Annotated in this window: 15 protein-coding genes; 4 read left to right on the top strand and 11 right to left on the bottom strand. The window is 47.7% G+C overall.

The annotated features are described in order from the left end of the window. Positions 1-78: 78 nt before the first annotated feature. Positions 79-2,694, top strand: a complete 2,616-nt coding sequence (locus ACYVE4_RS20245) for an ABC transporter permease (protein WP_461042036.1) — start codon at positions 79-81, stop codon at positions 2,692-2,694. A gap of 53 nt (positions 2,695-2,747) precedes the next feature. Here the strand turns inward: ACYVE4_RS20245 and ACYVE4_RS20240 are convergent, their stop codons facing one another. The 6 genes from ACYVE4_RS20240 to ACYVE4_RS20215 all read right to left on the bottom strand — a co-directional run bounded on the left by ACYVE4_RS20240 (position 2,748) and on the right by ACYVE4_RS20215 (position 11,839). After that, a complete protein-coding gene (locus ACYVE4_RS20240) occupies positions 2,748-3,977 on the bottom strand; it encodes an ABC transporter permease (protein WP_461042035.1) in 1,230 nt (409 codons plus the stop codon). A gap of 109 nt (positions 3,978-4,086) precedes the next feature. Next, positions 4,087-4,689, bottom strand: coding sequence for a hypothetical protein (locus tag ACYVE4_RS20235; protein WP_461042034.1), 603 nt, complete (start codon positions 4,687-4,689; stop codon positions 4,087-4,089). Between the two features lie 66 nt (positions 4,690-4,755). Further along, positions 4,756-6,837: a glycoside hydrolase family 97 protein gene (locus ACYVE4_RS20230; RefSeq protein ID WP_461042033.1), complete on the bottom strand. Its 2,082-nt coding sequence runs from the start codon at positions 6,835-6,837 to the stop codon at positions 4,756-4,758. A 174-nt stretch (positions 6,838-7,011) separates the two neighbouring features. Further along, positions 7,012-9,159, bottom strand: a complete 2,148-nt coding sequence (locus ACYVE4_RS20225) for a xanthine dehydrogenase family protein molybdopterin-binding subunit (RefSeq protein WP_461042032.1) — start codon at positions 9,157-9,159, stop codon at positions 7,012-7,014. A gap of 44 nt (positions 9,160-9,203) precedes the next feature. Next, entirely contained in the window at positions 9,204-11,366 is a 2,163-nt protein-coding gene (locus tag ACYVE4_RS20220; RefSeq protein ID WP_461042031.1) for a xanthine dehydrogenase family protein molybdopterin-binding subunit, read from the bottom strand. Beyond that, positions 11,363-11,839: a (2Fe-2S)-binding protein gene (locus tag ACYVE4_RS20215; RefSeq protein WP_461042029.1), complete on the bottom strand. Its 477-nt coding sequence runs from the start codon at positions 11,837-11,839 to the stop codon at positions 11,363-11,365. Before ACYVE4_RS20215 ends, ACYVE4_RS20220 begins: the two co-directional genes overlap by 4 nt. 259 nt (positions 11,840-12,098) lie before the next feature. Between ACYVE4_RS20215 and ACYVE4_RS20210 the strand changes: the two genes are divergently transcribed. Beyond that, entirely contained in the window at positions 12,099-13,220 is a 1,122-nt protein-coding gene (locus tag ACYVE4_RS20210; protein ID WP_461042028.1) for a sensor histidine kinase, read from the top strand. Positions 13,221-13,249: 29 nt separating this feature from the next. Beyond that, a complete protein-coding gene (locus ACYVE4_RS20205; protein ID WP_461042027.1) occupies positions 13,250-13,978 on the top strand; it encodes a LytR/AlgR family response regulator transcription factor in 729 nt (242 codons plus the stop codon). A 97-nt stretch (positions 13,979-14,075) separates the two neighbouring features. Here the strand turns inward: ACYVE4_RS20205 and ACYVE4_RS20200 are convergent, their stop codons facing one another. Beyond that, positions 14,076-14,444 (bottom strand): DoxX family protein, encoded by a 369-nt coding sequence (locus ACYVE4_RS20200; protein ID WP_461042026.1) that lies wholly within the window; start codon positions 14,442-14,444, stop codon positions 14,076-14,078. A gap of 149 nt (positions 14,445-14,593) precedes the next feature. Here ACYVE4_RS20200 and ACYVE4_RS20195 point away from each other — a divergent pair, with 149 nt between their 5' ends. Then, on the top strand, positions 14,594-14,986 hold the full coding sequence (locus ACYVE4_RS20195; protein ID WP_461042025.1) for a winged helix-turn-helix transcriptional regulator: 393 nt from the start codon (positions 14,594-14,596) through the stop codon (positions 14,984-14,986). Positions 14,987-15,034: 48 nt separating this feature from the next. On the opposite strand, the gene fbp is transcribed toward ACYVE4_RS20195, so the two are convergent. The 4 genes from fbp to ACYVE4_RS20175 form a co-directional block, all read right to left on the bottom strand. After that, positions 15,035-16,036, bottom strand: coding sequence for a class 1 fructose-bisphosphatase (gene fbp, locus ACYVE4_RS20190; RefSeq protein WP_461042145.1), 1,002 nt, complete (start codon positions 16,034-16,036; stop codon positions 15,035-15,037). Between the two features lie 234 nt (positions 16,037-16,270). Continuing rightward, complete coding sequence (locus ACYVE4_RS20185; protein WP_461042024.1) at positions 16,271-17,590, bottom strand: MFS transporter; 1,320 nt, start codon at positions 17,588-17,590, stop codon at positions 16,271-16,273. Further along, positions 17,587-18,255: a beta/alpha barrel domain-containing protein gene (locus ACYVE4_RS20180; protein WP_461042023.1), complete on the bottom strand. Its 669-nt coding sequence runs from the start codon at positions 18,253-18,255 to the stop codon at positions 17,587-17,589. Before ACYVE4_RS20180 ends, ACYVE4_RS20185 begins: the two co-directional genes overlap by 4 nt. 4 nt (positions 18,256-18,259) lie before the next feature. Further along, the gene (locus tag ACYVE4_RS20175; protein WP_461042021.1) at positions 18,260-19,282 is read right to left on the bottom strand and encodes a sugar kinase; all 1,023 of its coding nucleotides are present in this window, start codon (positions 19,280-19,282) and stop codon (positions 18,260-18,262) included. Between the last annotated feature and the right edge of the window lie 129 nt (positions 19,283-19,411).

Here is a 19,411-nt window from a genome sequence, read left to right as displayed (position 1 = left end):
CATAGAGGTAAGGGGTTTGGGCAGGGGGTGATTACCCTCCGCTCATACCTTTCGCCCGCTGCTGAACCCCTCTGCCCCATGCCAAACACACCCCCTCGTTTCGCTACCTATCTCCTGCATCTGTTCTGTCCACCGCATCGGGCGGAAGAGATGAAAGGTGATCTGGATGAGTTGTTCCAGCAGCGCCTTGGGGAGGTGGGTTTGAGGCAGGCTCGCTGGCGCTACGTTCGGGATGTAGTGAGTTTGCTGCGTCCTTCGCTGATGAAACACGAAGAAAAATACTACCCAAGACCAACCAACACGACCATGCTACGCAACTATCTAAAAATCGCCTTTCGCAACCTGGCTAAGAATCGGGTTTATTCCTTCATCAATATCGGCGGATTGGCCGTAGGTATGGCCGTCGCGATGCTGATTGGCCTTTGGATATACGATGAACTGTCCTACGATCGATATTTTCAGAACTACGGCCGCATTGCCAAGGTCATGCAAAGTGGGCAGTTCAATGGGGAAGTGTTTAATGGTGAATACAACCCAGCGCCCATGGGGCCAGAACTTCGAACGGTATATGGCGATGATTTTACGCACGTCATCATGTCCTCCTGGACGCGTGACCATATTCTGGCGTATGGCGAAAAGAAATTTACCAAAACAGGTAATTACCTCAGTGCAGATGCACCGGATATGCTCACGCTGAAAATGCTCAGCGGTACGCGAGCCGGGTTAAAGGATCAAAATTCAATTTTGCTCTCGGAGTCGGTAGCGAAAGCCTTGTTTGGCGAGACTGATCCGGTAGGTAAACTCATGAAAATCGACAATAAGCTGGACGTAAAAGTGACGGGCGTTTATGAAGATTTCCCATACAATACTGAGTTCCGGGATATGAAATTTATGGCTCCCTGGAATTTGTACGTTTCCGACGAAGCCTGGGTAAAACGGGCGCAGGATAATGTTGAATGGGGTAATTTCTCGTGGCAGGTTCTGGCTCAGATTGCACCCAATGCTGATTTTGACGCTGTTTCGGCTAAGATCAAAGACATACGCATAAAACATAATCCGGAGGTGGCGTTCATCAAGCCCGTGGTTTACCTGCTGCCTATGAGCAAATGGCATCTATACTCAGGCTGGGATAAATCGGGAAATTTAGACGGGCGGATTCAATACGTCTGGTTATTTGGGATTATCGGCGTATTTGTGCTGCTGTTGGCTTGTATCAATTTCATGAATTTGAGTACCGCTCGGTCCGAAAAGCGCGCCAAAGAAGTAGGAATTCGGAAGGCGGTGGGTTCGGTACGTAGTCAATTGATCAGCCAGTTTTTTAGTGAATCGCTGCTGGTTGTCGCTTTCTCGTTCGTACTAGCCATTCTGCTGGTGTTGCTAATACTTCCTGTTTTCAATGAAGTGGCTGATAAACAGATTGGTATTTTGTGGACAAATCCGGTTTTCTGGCTTTGCGGTATTGGATTTAGTTTATTAACTGGGTTAGTTGCTGGTAGCTATCCAGCGCTGTATTTATCATCGTTCCAGGCGGTTAAGGTCTTGAAAGGAACATTCCGGGTAGGCCGGTTTGCGTCGATTCCGCGTCAGGTACTGGTCGTGATTCAGTTTACGGTTTCGGTGACGATGATCATCGGAACGATCATCGTGTTCCGGCAAATTCAGCACGCGAAAGATCGGCCAGTGGGGTATGAGCGAAGTGGATTGATTACGGTAGCGATGAACACGCCCGAATTGCATCAGCACTATAATGCCCTTCGGGACGCCCTGATACAAACCGGTGCTGTTGTCGATATGGCAACTTCGTCGGCTCCGGCAACGGATTTAAACTCGCAGAATAGTGGTTTCGATTGGGAGGGCAAAAATCCGGACTTCAAAGATAACTTTGGGACGATCGCCGTTACGCATGACTATGGCAAAACGGTAGGCTGGCAGTTTTCGCAGGGACGCGATTTTTCCCGGAAATTTGCCAGCGATTCATCTGGGATTGTATTGAATGAAACGGCTGTCCGGTATATGGATCTGAAAGATCCGGTTGGCAAACAGGTTAAATGGAATGGTAAGCCGTACCGGGTAGTTGGCATTATTAAAGATATGCTCATGGACTCGCCTTTCAAACCTATTTATCAGACAGTTTACGTAATGGATTATGGTTGGGCGAATTTTATCACTATTAAACTCAATCCGACCCAAAGCACCAGTGAATCACTGGCGAAAATCGATGGCGTTTTCCGGAAATTCAACCCTGGTAGCCCGTTCGATTATCGATTCACGGACCAGCAGTATGCCCTGAAATTTGCAGCCGAGGAGCGTATTGGTAAACTGGCTTCTGGCTTTGCTATTCTCGCCATTTTAATCAGTTGCCTGGGCTTATTTGGCCTGGCGTCTTTTGTAGCCGAACAGCGGACGAAAGAAATTGGTGTTCGAAAAGTACTCGGTGCATCGGTGTCTAACCTGTGGGTGCTGCTTTCCAAAGACTTTGTAGTGCTGGTCATTATCGCATTTGCCATCTCAATTCTTATCGCTTATTACTTCCTGAACAGTTGGCTCCAGAAATATGAATACCATACTGAATTGTCGTGGTGGATTTTCGCCGTCTCGGGTGCGGGTGCGTTGGCTATTACCTTACTGACCGTCAGTTATCAAAGTATTAAAGCCGCCTTGGTAAATCCGGTGAAATCGCTGCGATCGGAATAGTATAGGGGTTGGGGCATAGGGACAACATAAAAGTATCCTATGCCCTATGCTATTTACTCGCGACGGATGGCTTCAACGGGGTCGAGTCGGGCTGCGCGCATGGCTGGATACGTCCCGAAAATGATTCCAATTAGCATCGCGACGACTATAATGATGATGAATGTATTCCAGGTGTAGACGGCCTGAAAGGGTACTTCGGTGAAGGCTTTCACAATGGGCATAATCGCCATTGTACTGCCCAAACCCAGGCCGAGTCCCAGCAGACTACCAAACGTTGAAATGGTAATGGATTCAGACAGGAATTGCCATAAAATATCCCGTCTCTTGGCGCCGAGTGCTTTCCGCACACCGATTTCAACGGTACGTTCGGTTACTGAAATCAGCAATACATTCATTACGCCGATGCCACCCACCAGTACCGAAATACCAACGATCATACCCATCACAATCCGAAACAGCAAAAATCCTTTGGCAACCTGACTAACGCGCTGCTCGTTGGTAATAATCGTGAAATCCGTTTGCTTATTTTTCATGTTAGCACTCAGCCACTTTTCAATCTGATTTTTCAGTTCAGGGACTGCTTCTACGTCTTCGGCTTCAACCATTCCATACGGTGGATGGGCCTTTAGCGTACTATCCGAAAATAAGGTGATGGGAACAAACGCTTGCCCGATTTTCGTATCGGCACCATCGGCCGAGATTCCGACTATGGTTAACAGCTTGTCTTTGAATTGAATCTGCTGGCCGATGGCCGTTTGTTCGGGCTGTTTGCCCATGAACTGGCGAGCTAGTTTTTGATTGATAAACGCAACGGGTTGGCGGTTTTTTAGATCGGCATCGGTGAAAGCTTTCCCATGAATCAGTTGTACATCGTGATGAAGCGGTAGGCTGGTTCCTGTAATTAATGCGCCCGTTTTCTGGTGGTTCGACGTCAATTCAATTTCATCCGATTGCCTTGTATAGAGAAAGCCCGTTGCTGGTTTCGTCAGCGATGATTGCATTTTCTCAAAAGATTGGTAGGTAAACCAGTCGTAGTTTTTTTTGGGGACTCGTACTTCATTTACTACTTTGTCGGTGTTCGTATACAATAAAATCGCCTTCAGCGAAGTCGTTTTTGTGATTTGATCGCGGGCGTACTGTTCCATGCCATCAATTAACGACAAAATGGCGACCAGAGCGGCTACGCCTATAACGATACCCAGAATGGAAAGAACTGTATGAAAAAAACGAGTGCGGATATTTTGCAGCGCGTTCACGAATGAACTGAAGAGATGCTTCGTCATGAGCGTTCACCGGTTATAAATTGGCTAGCGCACAAGGTAATGCGATAAAGTGAACGAAGCCAATTCCTATTTGATGAACGGATCGCCAATTCAGGGAAGCGCGAACTGATTACTGCGATAATCGGACAATAAAATGGCCATTCCGAAACCGAAGTGTGGTAGGCGACTGCCCACTTTGGCCGAATACAAGAGCCAGGGTCAGATCAAATTTCCCCTCAATAGTTCGGGCAACAGGATCAACGCGCGTAATCTCTATCCTGCCGCTGTTCGAACTTGGTGTAGAATAAGTCGCAAAAATAGCATCGCCACCGACCAATAAACCGTAACTAACGCCATAGATCGGAGACGGAGAACAGGTAGTCAGGTTTGCTGCATCATAGGTGCCAACGGCTAGAGGAACTTTCCGAAAGCTTAGGTATTGTGTTGTATTACAAGGGCCAACACAGTCAGTGGGTGACGCTTTTCGCGCACCCTTCGGATACGGTAGCTCATTTCGGAAATACAGATTAACCCGATTCTGGGAACAACTATCGCCGGATATAGCCACTTCCTTACTGGCGTTTCCCTGCGCGTACCAGGTCGAATCATTTAGTAAAGCTGTTACATTTTTAAGACCATCGGGACCATCCGGATCAATCACCTGATCGTTGCTTGAGCGAGAGCAGGCAATCAGACAGGCTACAGCAACCAAAACATAAACGCAGCTTTTCATAGTCGTGAGATTTATTTTTTTCAACGACCCAGGAAAAGCTGCGTTGGTTCGAATTGTAACCTGGTTTTATTGCTTCACAAATTGAATCGCGCAGCCGCCCCCTTTAGCCAGATGAATGGGCAATTTGGTTTTGCTATTCACGGGCTTCTTTTCGATGACGTAGGCTTCTGGATTAGCTTGCCAGTCAGCGGTGAGAGCGTCGCGGTAAATGGTGGCCTGGTAGGTTTTGCCGGGTTCTAAAAAGTCCAGCCCAATGGCAATATCCCGGCTATTTTCGTCGGTGATAGCGCCCAGATACCAACTGTCTTTCCCTTTGGTTTTGCGGGCAATCGTGATGTAATCGCCCGGTTCGGCAGCAATGATTTTGGTATCGTCCCATTCGACGGGTACATCACGGATAAACTGAAAGGCGTCCAGGTGTTTTTCGTAGTTTTCGGGCAAATCAGCGGCCATTTGCAACGGGCTGTAGATGGTTATGTAAAGCGCTAATTGCTTTGCCAGTGTTGTCCGGACGCGCGTAGTACGGGTATTATCAAATTGGTCGAGTTTGAAACGAAACAGGCCCGGTGTGAAATCCATCGGTCCGCCAAGCATCCGGGTGAAGGGCAAAATGGTGGTATGTTCGGGCGTGATACCGAGCGTAGGTGCGTTGTTGAATTCACTACCTCGGGCAGCTTCGCTCGCCATCCAGTTCGGGTACGTCCGATGCAAGCCGGTCGGGTGTGAGGACTCGTGCGAATCGACCATGATTTTGTACTGAGCTGCTTTCTCGGCCACCCGCTGATAATGACCAACCATCCACTGACTGTCATGATGTTCACCGCGAGGGATAATTCGGCCAACGTAGCCCGTTTTCACTGTATTGATGCCTTCTTTCTGCATATACTGAAAAGCTGCATCCATCCGCCGTTCGTAATTGGTTACGGAGCCGGACGTTTCGTGGTGCATAATAATCCGAACGCCTTTTTGCTGGGCGTATGCCGTCAGCGAATCCAGATTGTAATCGGGGTAGGGGGTTACGAAATCAAATACGTTTTCTTTCCAGTTGCCGAACCAGTCTTCCCAACCCACGTTCCAGCCTTCGACCAACACCCCATCGAAACCGTATTTGGCCGCAAAGTCGATGTATTTCTTTACGTTCTGGGTGTTGGCGCCGTGTTTACCCCCCTTCTTTTCCCAGGTAGCTTTGCCGACGTGCATTTCCCACCACATCCCGACAAATTTCTGGGGTTTTATCCACGACGGATCAGCAATAGTCGAGGGTTCATTCAGGTTTAGAATCATCTTGGAAGCCAGCAAGTCCGTAGCTCTATCGCTGATAAGTATTGTGCGCCAGGGCGTTTGAGCGGGCGTTTGCAGATAGGCTTTATTTCCAACCGCATCGGGCGTCAACTGCGATGTGAACACCATTTTGCGCTTATCTACCTGCAAATGCATGACTGGATAATTAATCAGAGCCGCTTCGTAGATGCTGATGTATAGTCCATCGCCGGTTTTCATTAATAATGGCGACTGGACGAAGTTGGGACCAATGAAGGCTGTTAACGCAATGTCTTTTTCCTTGTCAAATGCTGTCTTTGCCTCGATTTCACTTATTCGGGTCGTGTTATAGAGATATTCATTTGTTTCGTAATCGCCCGGTATCCAGAACGTTTTATGATCGCCAGCCAGCGTGAATTGTGTTTTTTCATCGTCGACGATAAAGTGGGTCAGCGACTTCTGCTCTGGAAATTCGTAGCGAAAACCAATGCCATCATCGAACACCCGAAACCGAACAACGACTTTGATCGCCAACGTATCCTTACTGGTGAGCGTAAGAGCCAGTTCGTCGTAGTGATTTCTGATTTCGCGAACTTCACCCCAAACGGGTTTCCAGGTTTCATTTTTTGTGGATGAGTCGGCTGCGGAAATCGTAAACTGATTAAGTGCCACTTTAGGTTTGCTCAGCACAAAGCCGAGCCCCGATGGCTCGATCACTTTTTTGCCTTTATACGTCAGTTGATACGTTACTGTGCCAGCCAGGTTATTACTAACCGATAAATGGATGGCGTTATTAGGCGAATGGGTTGAAAAGGTTTGTTGGGCAAATACCAAAGAAGTAGACCAACTCAGAAAGAGGGGCAAAAGAATCGGTTTAAGAGAAAACATGTTGGCTAGGCTAAGACAAGTAGTAGCCAACAAGGTACTAGGTTTAGAACAATGCACAAAAGATGTGTGATTATTTTAACCCATGCCTATACTTTTTTAACTTATTTTCTTGTCAGGGATATCCGTTTACAAAGGCTAGTTCTGTAGCCAAACGTATGTAATTCAGCTTTTTGTCTATTCATCCAGGCGGATCGGCAAACGTCGGATACGTTTACTAGTAGCGGCAAAAATGGCGTTGGCTAATGCAGGAGCAATTGGCGCTACACCGGGTTCGCCAGCTCCTCCCATTTTTTCGGTGCTGGGCACGATGTGTACGTCGATGACGGGTGTATCGGCTATACGGAGCATTTGATAATCGTGGAAATTGCTTTGCTGAACCTGTCCGTCTTTTAAGGTGATCTCGCCATAAAGTGCGGCCGTAAGTCCGAAAACAATCCCGCTTTCCATCTGCGCCCGAACACCATCCGGATTGACCGCCAGTCCGCAATCAATCGCACACACGACCCGGTGAACACGTATCTTCTGATTGTCAACGGATAATTCCACGACTTGAGCAACGTAGCTACCCATCGCTTCGCAAACGGCAATGCCTCTGAATTGTCCTTTAGGTAGTAGGCTTGTCCATTCCGATTTTTCTGCCGCGAGAGTAAGGGCTGCCAGATGCCTTGGATGGTCTTTAAAAAATGCCCGACGATACTCAACTGGATCAATTTTGGCCAAAAAAGCCAGTTGGTCGATAAGCGTTTCCACTACGAAAGCCGTGTGGGTACTGCCAACAGATCGCCAGGGAAGCACCGGGACGCCCACCGACGTAGTATGCAATTCAAACGAATGATCAGGAACGGATTTGGAATACGGAGCACCGGTCGTGACCGAACTGTAATCGATGCCTTTATGCACAATCATATCGGCTAAAGGCGTATTAGTAAACAGCGATTGCCCCACAATTCGGTGTTGCCAGGCAGTCGGAAAACCATCGGCACCGATGCCAATTTGTACAGTATGTACGTAAATCGGTCGGTAATGGCCCCCTTTGATATCATCTTCGCGCGTCCAGACCAGTTTTATAGCCTTATTGCTCGTTTTGGCGATATGAACGGCTTCCATTACCCAGTCGGAACTAAAGGAACCACGTCGGCCGAAGCTTCCACCCAAGTACGGTGTATGGAACTGAACCTGCTCGGGTTCTAGCGCTAAAAATGCGGCCACTTCGGCCTGATGCAGCAAAGGCGATTGCGTACCCGTCCAAACGTCGCAGGAGTCTTTCCCGATTTTTACCGTACAATTCAGCGGCTCCATCGGTGCGTGAGCAAGGTAAGGGAAGCTATATGCTGCGTCGATGATACGTTCGGCTTTAGTCAACGCCGATGTAACGTCGCCTTTTTTTTGAATCGTTAATCCTTTCGTTTTGGCTAGTTTTCGATACGTATCTGTGAGTGTATGGGTATCCAGATGAGCATTCTCACCCATATTCCACTCAATTTTTAACGCATCGCGACCGCGTTTTGCTGCCCAGAAATTATCAGCCAGCACAGCCACGCCCGACGGAATTTTTACTACATCCCGAACGCCTTTTATCGCTTTGGTTTGCGTAGTATCCACTGTTTTTACGGTGGCACCGAAAACCGGTGGATGTGCTATTAATGCGGTCAATAAACCCGGAAACTGAATATCCAGACCGTAGCGGGCTCGGCCGTTAATCTTTTCGCGCGCATCCAGCCGTTTCTGAGATTTACCAATGTATTTCCAGTCCTTAGGGTCGCGAAGGGCAACTTTTGGGACTGGTAATTTGGCTGCTTCGGTTGCTACATCTCCGTAACTGATACGTTGATTTCCCGCAATAATGTAACTGTTTTCAGTCTGGCAATCTTCTGGTCGTACGCCGAGCCGTTTGGCTGCGGCTGATACCAGCATCATTCGGACGGTGGCTCCGGCCATACGATAGCGATCAAATTCCTGGATGGTCGTCTCTGAACCGCCGGTAGATTTATAAACTGGATTTTCCTGAAAATCGCCAGCCTTCCCCGGTGGACTGTGTGCTACGTGTATCTGACTCCAATCGCAGTCCAATTCTTCGGCAATGAGCATCGGTAAAGTTGTCCAGATACCTTGCCCCATTTCCACTTTCGAGAGAATGATGTGGATACTATTGTTAGTACCGATACGTAGGAACGCATTCATCACCGATACGTCCGTATCGGTTGGTTTGGACTGAGTAAGCGCAACTTTATCCGGCAGGGCAAATGCAACCAGCAGACCACCACTGGCAAACGTACCGATTCTCAGAAAATCACGTCGATTTATCCGATTGCTTTTGCTCATTAGATGACTTTTTTGCTTGCTGTCTGGGACAAACTTATGTATATCTATACCTCATCCAGTTTGAACGGTAATGTACGTATGCGCTTGCCCGTCAGATCGAAAATGGCGTTGCATAGGGCAGGGGCGAATGGAGGGAGGCCGGGTTCGCCAACACCTCCGGCAGGTTCGTCGTTTTCCATGATATGTACCTCAATATCAGGCGTATCGTTGATACGTGGCATGTCGTACGTATTGAAATTTTGCTCAACTGCTTTTCCATCGTTGAACGTAGTCGCGTGTATAATGGCGGCTCCCAGGCCCATAATGATACTGCCTTCTACCTGAGCCCGGATAATATCGGGATTGACGTACCAGCCACAATCCATCAGGGCAATCACTTTATTGATTCTGAGTTTGCCATCAGCTTTGCGCGCAACCTGCACAACGTGTCCGCAGATACCACCGAAGCAATCTGTAATGGCAACGCCCCATCCCGCATGTTTACCTCTTGATTTCCAGTTGCAAATTGCTTCTAATTGATCAAGGAGAGCCTGATAGCGTTTATCGGGCAAATGACTTCGACGAAAATCCATCGGATCCTGATTGGCGAGGTGAGCGAGTTCGTCTATGAAACTTTCGCCTGCAAAGCCAGCCGTATTAGCCCCTGGGGCGCGCCACCACATGGTTGGTACGGGTGACTGGACACCCACCCCGCCAAAACTGTAATGTGGAATGGCTTTAAAATAAGGTCTCAACATTCCGTCCAGACTACCTTTTTTATACTCCAGCGGTTTCGGATCCGGGTAGGGTTTGGGGTTCCATTCTTCCCAAAACCATTGACTGGTTGTTATCCCCTGGAAAGCCATTATTCGCCCATCGTTATCGATTCCTCCTTTGCAGGCATAAAAAGCACCCGGACGAAATGGTCCCGCGCTCATGTCATCTTCACGGGTCCACATGACCTGAACTGGCGCTTTCATCGCCCTGGAGATCAAGGCTGCTTCGTGCGGATAATCGGGAAACCCTTTACGGCCGAAACCACCACCCAGAAAAGTCATATTTACGCTGACGTTCTCTTTGGGAATACTCATTCGTTCACTCAAATCGGCCTGTATCCAGTTCGCTTCCTGAATGGGCCCCCAAATATCGATGCGATTTTCCTGTACGTGGGCAATGCAATTAAGCGGTTCCATGCAGCTATGCGATTGGTATGGCGTCTCATAAACGGCTTCCAGTTTTTTCGGTACGTTTTGAAACGCGGCTTCGAATTGGGGAGATGGCGCAGGCTTTTTAAGGTTTTTCCGCATTTGGGCAGCAAGTTGTTCTGAATCCAGGTGCTCAAAGCCCGAATCATCCCACTCAACCATCAGGACTTTTCGCCCTTGCATAGCGGCCCAAAGTGAATCGGCAACCACCGCGACTCCTTCCAGCAAGCTACCAAAAACAGCCCGTTGTACCGTGAAAACTCGTTTTACACCCGGTATGGCTTTTGTTTTGGAATCGTCGAACCCTTTTACTTTCCCTCGAAATCGCGGATTACGTTCAACTACGGCATAAAGCATGCCCGGCAGTTTTTTGTCGAGCCCGAACTGAGCGGTACCATTGATTTTTACCGGAATATCTTGCCGGGGCAGGGACTTCCCAATAATTTTATACGCCTTCCGACTTTTCAGCGGAACGTTCTGAGGAGGTGTTAACGTAGCCGCTTCTTGAACCAGCAGGCCATAATTAAGCTTGAGGCCGGATGGCTTATGAATCACCTGTCCGTTCTCAGCGTAACAGTCCGACGTAGCGACATTCCATTGTTTAGCCGCTACGCTGATGAGCATTTCCCGCGCCGACGCTCCAACCTGTAGCAATTGTTTGTACCAGCCACGTACCGAAAAACTGCCTTCCTGCGGTTGGGGGCCATATTTTTGGGGATGGGAGGGCGCAAACAAAATGGTCACCTGGTCCAGATTAACTTCCAGTTCTTCAGCAATCATCTGCGGAATAGCCTGGAATGTTCCTTGTCCCATTTCCGAACGGTGGTTCACAATTGTCACCTTTCCCGATTTGTCGATGGAAATCCAGGACATCAGTTCAGTACTGGTTTGATCCGTAATACTGATGATGTTTGGTGCTGCTTCTCCAGCGGCAGACCCGGAAATTCCAATGGTTAAGGCAAGGCCTGAAAGGCTGGTTTGCCGGATAAAATTTCGTCGTGAAAGCCCTTTTCTGCTTTTCATTGACCATTCGTTTTAGGAAGTGTACCCGCAGCTCGTTTGATGGCTTTTCGGATGCGTGGATATGTACCGCATCGGCAGATATTGCCCTGCATGGCGGCATCAATAGCCTCATCGGTTGGATGCGGGTTGTCTCTTAACAGTGCGACCGCCGACATAATCTGCCCACTTTGGCAATAGCCGCATTGCGGAACCTGCTCGTCAATCCACGCTTTTTGTACCGGATGAGAGTTGTCTTTCGAAATTCCTTCGATGGTGGTAATGGGTTGGTTCAATACGGCTGATACAGGAAACGAGCAGGAACGTATCGGAGCGCCTTTCAGATGCACGGTACAGGCACCACACTGAGCCATGCCACAGCCATATTTTGTGCCCGTAAGACCAACCAAATCTCGAATAACCCAGAGCAAAGGCATCTGAGCATCAGCATTAACCGTGTATTTTTGGCCGTTTATCGATAATTGAAACAAAGGCATAGCAACTGCATTTAGACCGATGTATCAAAGAAAAAACGGACTTGACTTATTCGGAAATTGAATTGACGACTGGTCTGATTTAGTTGATGAACGACCGAGAAATGATTGAACGTCAGTAATATCGTCTGTCGAACGGGTTGTCCTTTGGGCGGTGTAGTTGGTCAATTAGTTAAAGCCGTTCATGTATTGAGTCGGGATAAAATCGTCTAATTCACGTAACTTGTGACAATTGTTTAGCGAGCAATCGTGCTTTAGGCCAATGCGTGCGTCAACCTATAATCAATTGAGTCAGAGCTGGTTTTTCAGATACAAACTCCACCATCTGCCATTCTGGTTTCTTTATCATTATCTCTGGTGGGTTGTTACGTTAGGCAATCCGATCAAAGTATTTCAGAGCCTTGTCGTTTTACCCTATGCGCTGAAATACAGCTTCTACGTCATCTTTCAGGCACTGGCTGTTTACTTTAACTTGTATTTCCTGATTCCCCGGTATCTGGAAAAAAGCCGGTTTGTGCCGTACGTCCTTTATCTGCTGTTGACGGTATTATGCGCTACGTTCTGCATCGCGGGTGGATATTATTTCAGTGCCTTCGTTAGTGGACAAACCATTCGGGAATTGTTTGGTGAATCGGCCTGCTATTATCAGTTTCTGGGAAATGCACTGCCTTCAACGATGGCCAGTATGACGTTGGCCATGAGTATTAAACTGACCAAAAACTGGATTCAGACTCGCAATCGGCAGCAACTGCTGGAAAAAGAAAAACTGGAAACCGAACTGAAGTTTCTGAAAAATCAGTTCAACCCGCATTTTCTGTTCAACACCATCAATTCCATTTTTTTTCTGATTCACAAGAACCCCGATATGGCGTCGAATTCATTGGCTAAATTTTCGGAACTGCTTCGGTATCAGCTCTATGAATGCAACGATCAGGAGATACCGCTAGGCCGTGAGATTGTTTATCTGGAAAACTTCATTGAATTGGAGCGCCTTCGGCAGAATAACAACGTAACGGTTGCTACCACTATCAAAACGGGCTTTTCGGATCATTTAGGCATTGCTCCGTTCATTGTAATGACGTTTGTGGAAAATGCCTTCAAACACGTATCAAAAGATAACGAGACACCCAACTGGATACGTATCAACTTGTCGCTGGAAGGTTATCAATTGAATCTGGCTGTATCAAACAGTGCTACGTTGGGTAGAAGGCCGGAAGCAGTACATTACGGCGGTATTGGCCTGAAGAACGTACAGCGTCGATTGGATTTACTGTATCCCGGCAAATACAAGCTGGATGTTCATCAGGACAGTGCGAGTTTCAACGTAACACTACGTTTGGAATTGACTGAAATAGCCGAAAGTGCTACGTTGCAGATGGCTTGAGAACCAGGTTCTATCAGCGATTTATAAATATGCTTAACTGTGTTATTGTCGACGATGAACCGTTGGCGCGGGAAGGATTGTCCAGCTACGTCCGGGAGATAGATTTTCTGCAGTTGACAAGTACCTGCGCGAATCCGCTGGAACTTGTCAACGTGTTGGAAAAGAGTTCAGTAGATGTGATTTTTCTGGATATTCAGATGCCGAAAATGAGTGGTATCGATTTCCTGAAAATGGTGCCCAAACCGCCTATGGTTGTCATTACAACGGCATACCCAAGTTTTGCGCTGGAAGGTTTTCAGTTGAACGTACTGGACTATCTCCTGAAACCCATTACGTTCGAGCGATTTTTTAAGTCGGCCAATAAAGCCAGAGAATATCATAAACTCCTGAATCAATCGCCCGTACCGAGTTCGCCAAAATCAGAATCCGGCGACGAGTATTTCTTTGTTAAATGCGGTAATAAGTACGAGAAAATTTTCTTCGAGGATATTCTATTTGTGGAAGGGATGCAGAACTACGTAACGATTTTCACGAACAAAGGAAAATACGTTACACTACTGAACATGAAGAGTTTGGAACAGAATCTTGATGGGCATGCCTTCCTGCGCGTTCATAAATCGTACATGGTTTCGATCTCAAAAATAGAAGGCATTGAAGGTAATGAGATTTGTATTCAAAACCACCGCATTCCCATTAGCCGCAACTACCGCGACCAGGTTATGCATGAAGTAGTGACGGGTAAGTTGTGGAAGAAGTGAATTTGTCATGCTGACGGAGGAAGCATCTTGAGTTTTCCTTACCTGAGAATACCGGGACCTTAAGCCGCTTTCTTCGTCAGCATGACCAGATTGTCTATTACACCTGCGTTGCTGTGGGTAAAAACGTCGATTTATCCCGGAGAAACGCACTAATCCAGACTAGCGCGATGGGCGTGATGGCGTTGAACGGCGTTCCGTGCGAGAGTTCGGTAGCAATGGCCCCAGCAAAGTAGCAGGAGAGTAGAATAAAGCCAAGCTTCATCGTTTTGGGGTAGAGATAGAGTAGCGTAAAGGCAATCTCCATAATGCCCAGCAAAATAACGTACGGCCCGACGCCCACTTTGTTCAGACCTTCTATAACCTGCGCTGATTGCGTTAACTTCATAATACCACTAAGAATCACCATGCCGGCTGCCAATACCGTGACGATAATTGTGAGAATGCGTTTCGTTTTCGGATTCATCATTAGCGTGATTTAAGGCAGCTGTTTGTGCTGCGATTGACGAAGCAAACCTACGCAACCTAAGTATCCAATTGGTAGCAGTATCCCAAAGGATACCAGTATCGTTTAGGATACCCCATTATCAATTCGTTAGGGTATAGTATCTTTATTCTATGAGTACACTCATTGAAGAACCACCACTCCTGACGCGACTCCATAATCCGCATACGGACCGGGAATGTTCACAAAGTCTGATGGCAGTGCAGGACGCGCTGTACGTTCTGAATGGTAAATGGAAATTGCCGATCATCATTGGTCTAAGCACCGGCCCCAAGCGATTTCGCGAACTACAACGTACCGTTACGGGTATCACCGCCAAAGTACTGAGTAAAGAACTGAAGGAGCTGGAAATGAATCAGTTCGTGATACGTAACGTGTATACAACCACGCCTGTTACGGTTGAGTACGAACTGACGGAATATAGCAGTTCGCTGGATAACATCATTGAAGCTTTACGCAATTGGGGTATGCAGCACCGGGCGCGTATTCTAAAGAACAATGTATGACTGAAACTTCCCGAAAGTTTTGGGCTCTCGGGAAGCTGGTATGCCTATCTATTTCAGCATCCCTACCAGATTTTCGACCATTACCGGGGCTCCAATAAATAGCGGTGTACGCTGGTGTAGATTTCGAGGTTTTATATCTAAAATGGCCTGATGTCCTGAAGTGGCCAGACACCCCGATTTTTCAGCCAGGAACGCCAGTGGGAAGGCTTCGTACAGCAATCGTAATTTACCATCCGGTGATTTCCTGGTGGGAGGATACAGATAGATACCTCCTTTCAACAGGTTGCGGTGAAAATCAGCGACCAATGAACCAATATAGCGGGCCGTGAGTTGCTTTTTCCGGCAACAGTTGAGGTATTCTTGCACCCCTTCTTCGTAGCCTTCCACATTGCCGTCATTACAGGAATAAATCTGCCCATTAGCGGGACTGTGAATGTCAGGGTGGGAGAGAATATATTCACCCAGCGACGCATCGTAGGTGAATCCGTTCACGCTATGCCCTGTCGTGTAAACCATAATGGTTGATGAGCCATACAAAATATAGCCAGCCGCTACCTGCCGACGACCACCCTGTAGAAAATCGTCCAGCGTCGGTTCGGAGCCGATAGGAGTAATGCGTCGATAGATAGAAAAAATGGTTCCAATCGATACGTTTACATCAATATTCGATGAGCCATCCAGCGGGTCGATGGCAACGACGTATTTGCCGTTGTTGTTACCTGTATAAATAATATCTTCCTCTTCTTCCGAGATAATGGCACAGGCTTCTCCACCGTTTTTCAGGGCGCGACTAAAGCGAATATTGGCAATCATGTCCAGCTTCTGTTGGCTTTCTCCCTGTACATTCTGAACCCCCATACCGCCGGTCAGGTCGATGAGGCCAGCCCGATTCACTTCGCGGTGAATAATTTTGCCGGCTAGTGCAATGTCACGTAGGAGTTGCGACAATTCGCCGGTTGCATACGGGAAAGCCGTTTGGCGGTGCATAATGTACCGGTCGAGAGTAACCCCAACGGGTAAGGCCAGCGGGTGCGAAGCCGAGAGTTCCATTTGCTGGACATTCATAGTACGTATTGGATTTGATAATTGAATAGATAGTTTACAGATTTTATAGGATATTGGTTAGGGATGGAATTGAGTTATACGTTTTATTATATATAGGTTTTACAAGAATTGGATTTTGTCATGCTGACGAAGCCGGGCCACCGGAGCGGAAACATCTTTATACTTCCTTTGAGTGCTGAAGCGTTAAGATGCTTCGTTCTTCAGCATGACAAAATAATATTAAGCAACCGGCTCTGATTCAGGCTCTTCCAGAGTAACGGGTTGCATGGTTGGGGTTAGGAAGTGCATAACCGTCCAGGCTACCAGGTAAGCTGAACCGCAGATTAAAAAGATAATACCGTAGCCACTTTGGACGTCGCCCGCTTTCTTATAACTATCCAGAATACGCCCGACGATTTCCGGAAAAATGATGCCACCGAATGACCCGGCCATACTACCGATCCCAACGACGGAACTAACAGCCCGTTTCGGAAACATATCAGAAGCCGTAGTGAAGATGTTAGCGCTCCAGGCCTGGTGAGCAGCACCCGCCAGCCCAATTAGAGCCACCGCTCCCCAAATACCTGGACCAAATCGTACGGCAATAACAGGTACGACCAACAAGGCAAAAGCGAGCATAGAGGTTTTTCTCGCTTTCCAGACACTCCATCCCCGGCTAATGAGCCAGGAGGATAGGTAGCCCCCGCCGATACTACCGATACTGACCAGCGTATACAAAACCGCCAGATACAGGTTCGGCTTTTTGGTGTCGAGGTGGAACGTTGTGGCAAAGTAATCCTGTAGCCAGAAGAGGAAGAACCACCAGATAGGATCTGTCAGCATTTTGCCGAATACGAACGCATAGGTTTGACGCTTCCTGAGCAAAAGCCCCCATGATACAGGCTTGCCATGATCAGCTACAGCATCGGGTGTCGTTTCGTTATCACTGTGGATGTAATCGAATTCCTCTTTGGAAAGCTTTTTCTGCTTTGAAGGAATCTGATACCCAAAATGCCAGAAAATCAGCCATATGAATCCAACAGCACCTGTGGCAATGAACGCCATTTCCCAGCCGTAAATCCCCAGAATCCAGGGAACTACAATTGGAGCGATCACAGCACCGATATTCGCACCAGAGTTGAAAATACCTGTTGCCAGCGCCCGCTCTTTCTTGGGAAACCATTCCGCTACCGTTTTAATAGCGGCAGGAAAGTTACCCGCTTCGCCCAGACCAAGCCCGACACGAGCGAAAATAAACCCTACTGTGCTGGTTGCCAGAGCATGAGCCATGGCCGCGATACTCCAGAAAATAATAGCCAGTGAATAGCCATTCTTGGTACCAATGTAATCGATAAAACGACCAAACAGAAGTAAGCCGATGGCGTAAGCTGCTGAAAAACACTGCACTATACGGCTATAATCGATCTCCGACCAATTAAATTCTTTTTCCAGCGTGGGTTTCAACAGGCCAACTACCTGCCGGTCGAGGTAATTGATCGTTGTTGCAAAAAACAACAGGGCTACTATGGTCCAGCGGTAATTACCAACGGGTTTGGTCATGCGGGTTGAGGAATAAAGGGTGTAACAATCTGGACTAACGAAGCAATACGATCCCGTAAAGCCGCTGGATCGGCACTGTCGCCGGAAAATAACTGCGAACCAATACCTACCGCCGTGACTCCCGCTTTAAACCAGGCATTCAGGCTATCAGCGTTGGGTTCAACTCCGCCTGTTACCATCAGTTTTAGCCACGGCATTGGCCCTTTGATCGCTTTGATAAATCCTGGTCCGACGACGTTACCCGGAAACACTTTCACCAGCTTAGCACCCAGCACCGTAGCCTGATAAATTTCATTCAGTGTCGAACCTGCTGGCATCCAGGGGACGCCCTTCTCCCGGCAAACGTCGCCGACTGCGGGTGTCGTAACGGGTTGTACAACGAAGGCAGCGCCAGCATCAATGAACTGCGTGGCATCTTCCGGTGTAAGAATCGTTCCGATGCCTAAAGCCAGATCAGGGCAATTTTCGGCGACGTAATGGGCTAGTTGCGTGAAAACAGAAAGTGCTTTTTCACCCCGATTGGTGAACTCAAACACGCGTAAACCACCATCATAGCAAGCTTGTACGATCGACTGGGCATGGTCGATATCAGGGTGATAGAACACTGGTACGATCGGGTGTTGACTAACTAAGTCAAGAATTTTATCGGATGAAAATAGGGGCATAGTTTTAGATTAAGGAAGTTATCATTCGTTGACGTCTATTGATTTCATCAACGGTTTGGTTGGTGGCATCGCCTATTTCCTGCAACTTACCAAAAGCAGCTTCAGCAGCAAAATTGAGTACCTGTTGAGGGTCGTGTTGCTGGTAAAGTCCGTAAATCAATCCGGCCATAAAACAATCGCCACTACCTACCCGATCAACCACCGAATCCGTCACTAATTCCGGCGAAACAAATTGCTGACCCTCGGTATACAGCGTTGTATAATATCGAAGACCCATTGGGGCTACATCGAATCGGAACGTATTGGCGACGACTGTACACTTGGGAAAACGTGCCTGAATGGCTTTCGATGTTTCGAGTGCATGAGCAACGTAATCCGACTGTTGGCCTTTCGAATGAATCTCGTTGTCGATTGGAATACCCAATAAGGCGTTGGCTGCCCAAATATTACCCATCACGACATCACAATGTTGCAGAATCCCCGGCATAATATCGATAGGTGAAACACCATACTGCCAGAGACGAGCCCGATGATTTAAATCGATCGAAACGGTAATTCCCTTTGCTGAAGCTACTGTAACCAATTCCTGACAGGCAGCGGCTACGTCTGCACTCAACGCCGGACTAATAGCGCTGACATGCAGCCAGTTTGTGTTTTCCAGGACAATATCCCAGTCTACTTTGCCCGGAGCTAATTCAGAGAAGGCCGAATAGGCGCGATCGTAAATAACCCCGGCATTTTTTAGATCCGTTCCCTGCGGCAGATAATAGCAACCGACCCGCTGACCAAACCGAATAATACCCGATGGATCAATCTCTTTGGATGCTATATAACCAACAATGTCATCCGCCAGCGAATTTTCAGGAAGCACTGTACTGTATTTGACCGGAATCGCCCAATTGGCCAATGCTGTTGCTACGTTCAGTTCAGCTCCTCCCACAAATACAGGCATGGCCGTCTGCCGAATCCACTCACCAGCAGCAATCGGGGAAAACCTTAATAACAACTCGCCAAAACAACAGACCATGAACTAGTTACTTTCGATTTACGGTGTACGAATTACGATTATTTATATTTTGTTATCCCGTGTCTGTGTCCTCACAGACACCTATGCGTCAGCAAGCGCTACCATCCGGAAGGGTGTCTGTGAAGACAC

The organism is Spirosoma harenae (assembly GCF_054776975.1).
The sequence above is the reverse complement of the archived record's forward strand: the minus strand, read 5'-3'. Positions and strand labels throughout refer to the sequence as shown.

Coding starts and splice junctions, on each gene's coding strand:
- ACYVE4_RS20245 (WP_461042036.1), top strand. CDS start 79: ATGCCAAACACACCCCCTCGTTTCGCTACCTATCTCCTGCATCTGTTC.
- ACYVE4_RS20195 (WP_461042025.1), top strand. CDS start 14,594: ATGAGTACACTCATTGAAGAACCACCACTCCTGACGCGACTCCATAAT.
- ACYVE4_RS20230 (WP_461042033.1), bottom strand. CDS start 6,837: ATGTTTTCTCTTAAACCGATTCTTTTGCCCCTCTTTCTGAGTTGGTCT.
- ACYVE4_RS20205 (WP_461042027.1), top strand. CDS start 13,250: ATGCTTAACTGTGTTATTGTCGACGATGAACCGTTGGCGCGGGAAGGA.
- ACYVE4_RS20215 (WP_461042029.1), bottom strand. CDS start 11,839: ATGCCTTTGTTTCAATTATCGATAAACGGCCAAAAATACACGGTTAAT.
- ACYVE4_RS20235 (WP_461042034.1), bottom strand. CDS start 4,689: ATGAAAAGCTGCGTTTATGTTTTGGTTGCTGTAGCCTGTCTGATTGCC.
- ACYVE4_RS20210 (WP_461042028.1), top strand. CDS start 12,099: ATGCGTGCGTCAACCTATAATCAATTGAGTCAGAGCTGGTTTTTCAGA.
- ACYVE4_RS20200 (WP_461042026.1), bottom strand. CDS start 14,444: ATGATGAATCCGAAAACGAAACGCATTCTCACAATTATCGTCACGGTA.
- ACYVE4_RS20175 (WP_461042021.1), bottom strand. CDS start 19,282: ATGGTCTGTTGTTTTGGCGAGTTGTTATTAAGGTTTTCCCCGATTGCT.
- ACYVE4_RS20220 (WP_461042031.1), bottom strand. CDS start 11,366: ATGAAAAGCAGAAAAGGGCTTTCACGACGAAATTTTATCCGGCAAACC.
- ACYVE4_RS20185 (WP_461042024.1), bottom strand. CDS start 17,590: ATGACCAAACCCGTTGGTAATTACCGCTGGACCATAGTAGCCCTGTTG.
- ACYVE4_RS20180 (WP_461042023.1), bottom strand. CDS start 18,255: ATGCCCCTATTTTCATCCGATAAAATTCTTGACTTAGTTAGTCAACAC.
- ACYVE4_RS20225 (WP_461042032.1), bottom strand. CDS start 9,159: ATGAGCAAAAGCAATCGGATAAATCGACGTGATTTTCTGAGAATCGGT.
- fbp (WP_461042145.1), bottom strand. CDS start 16,036: ATGGAACTCTCGGCTTCGCACCCGCTGGCCTTACCCGTTGGGGTTACT.
- ACYVE4_RS20240 (WP_461042035.1), bottom strand. CDS start 3,977: ATGACGAAGCATCTCTTCAGTTCATTCGTGAACGCGCTGCAAAATATC.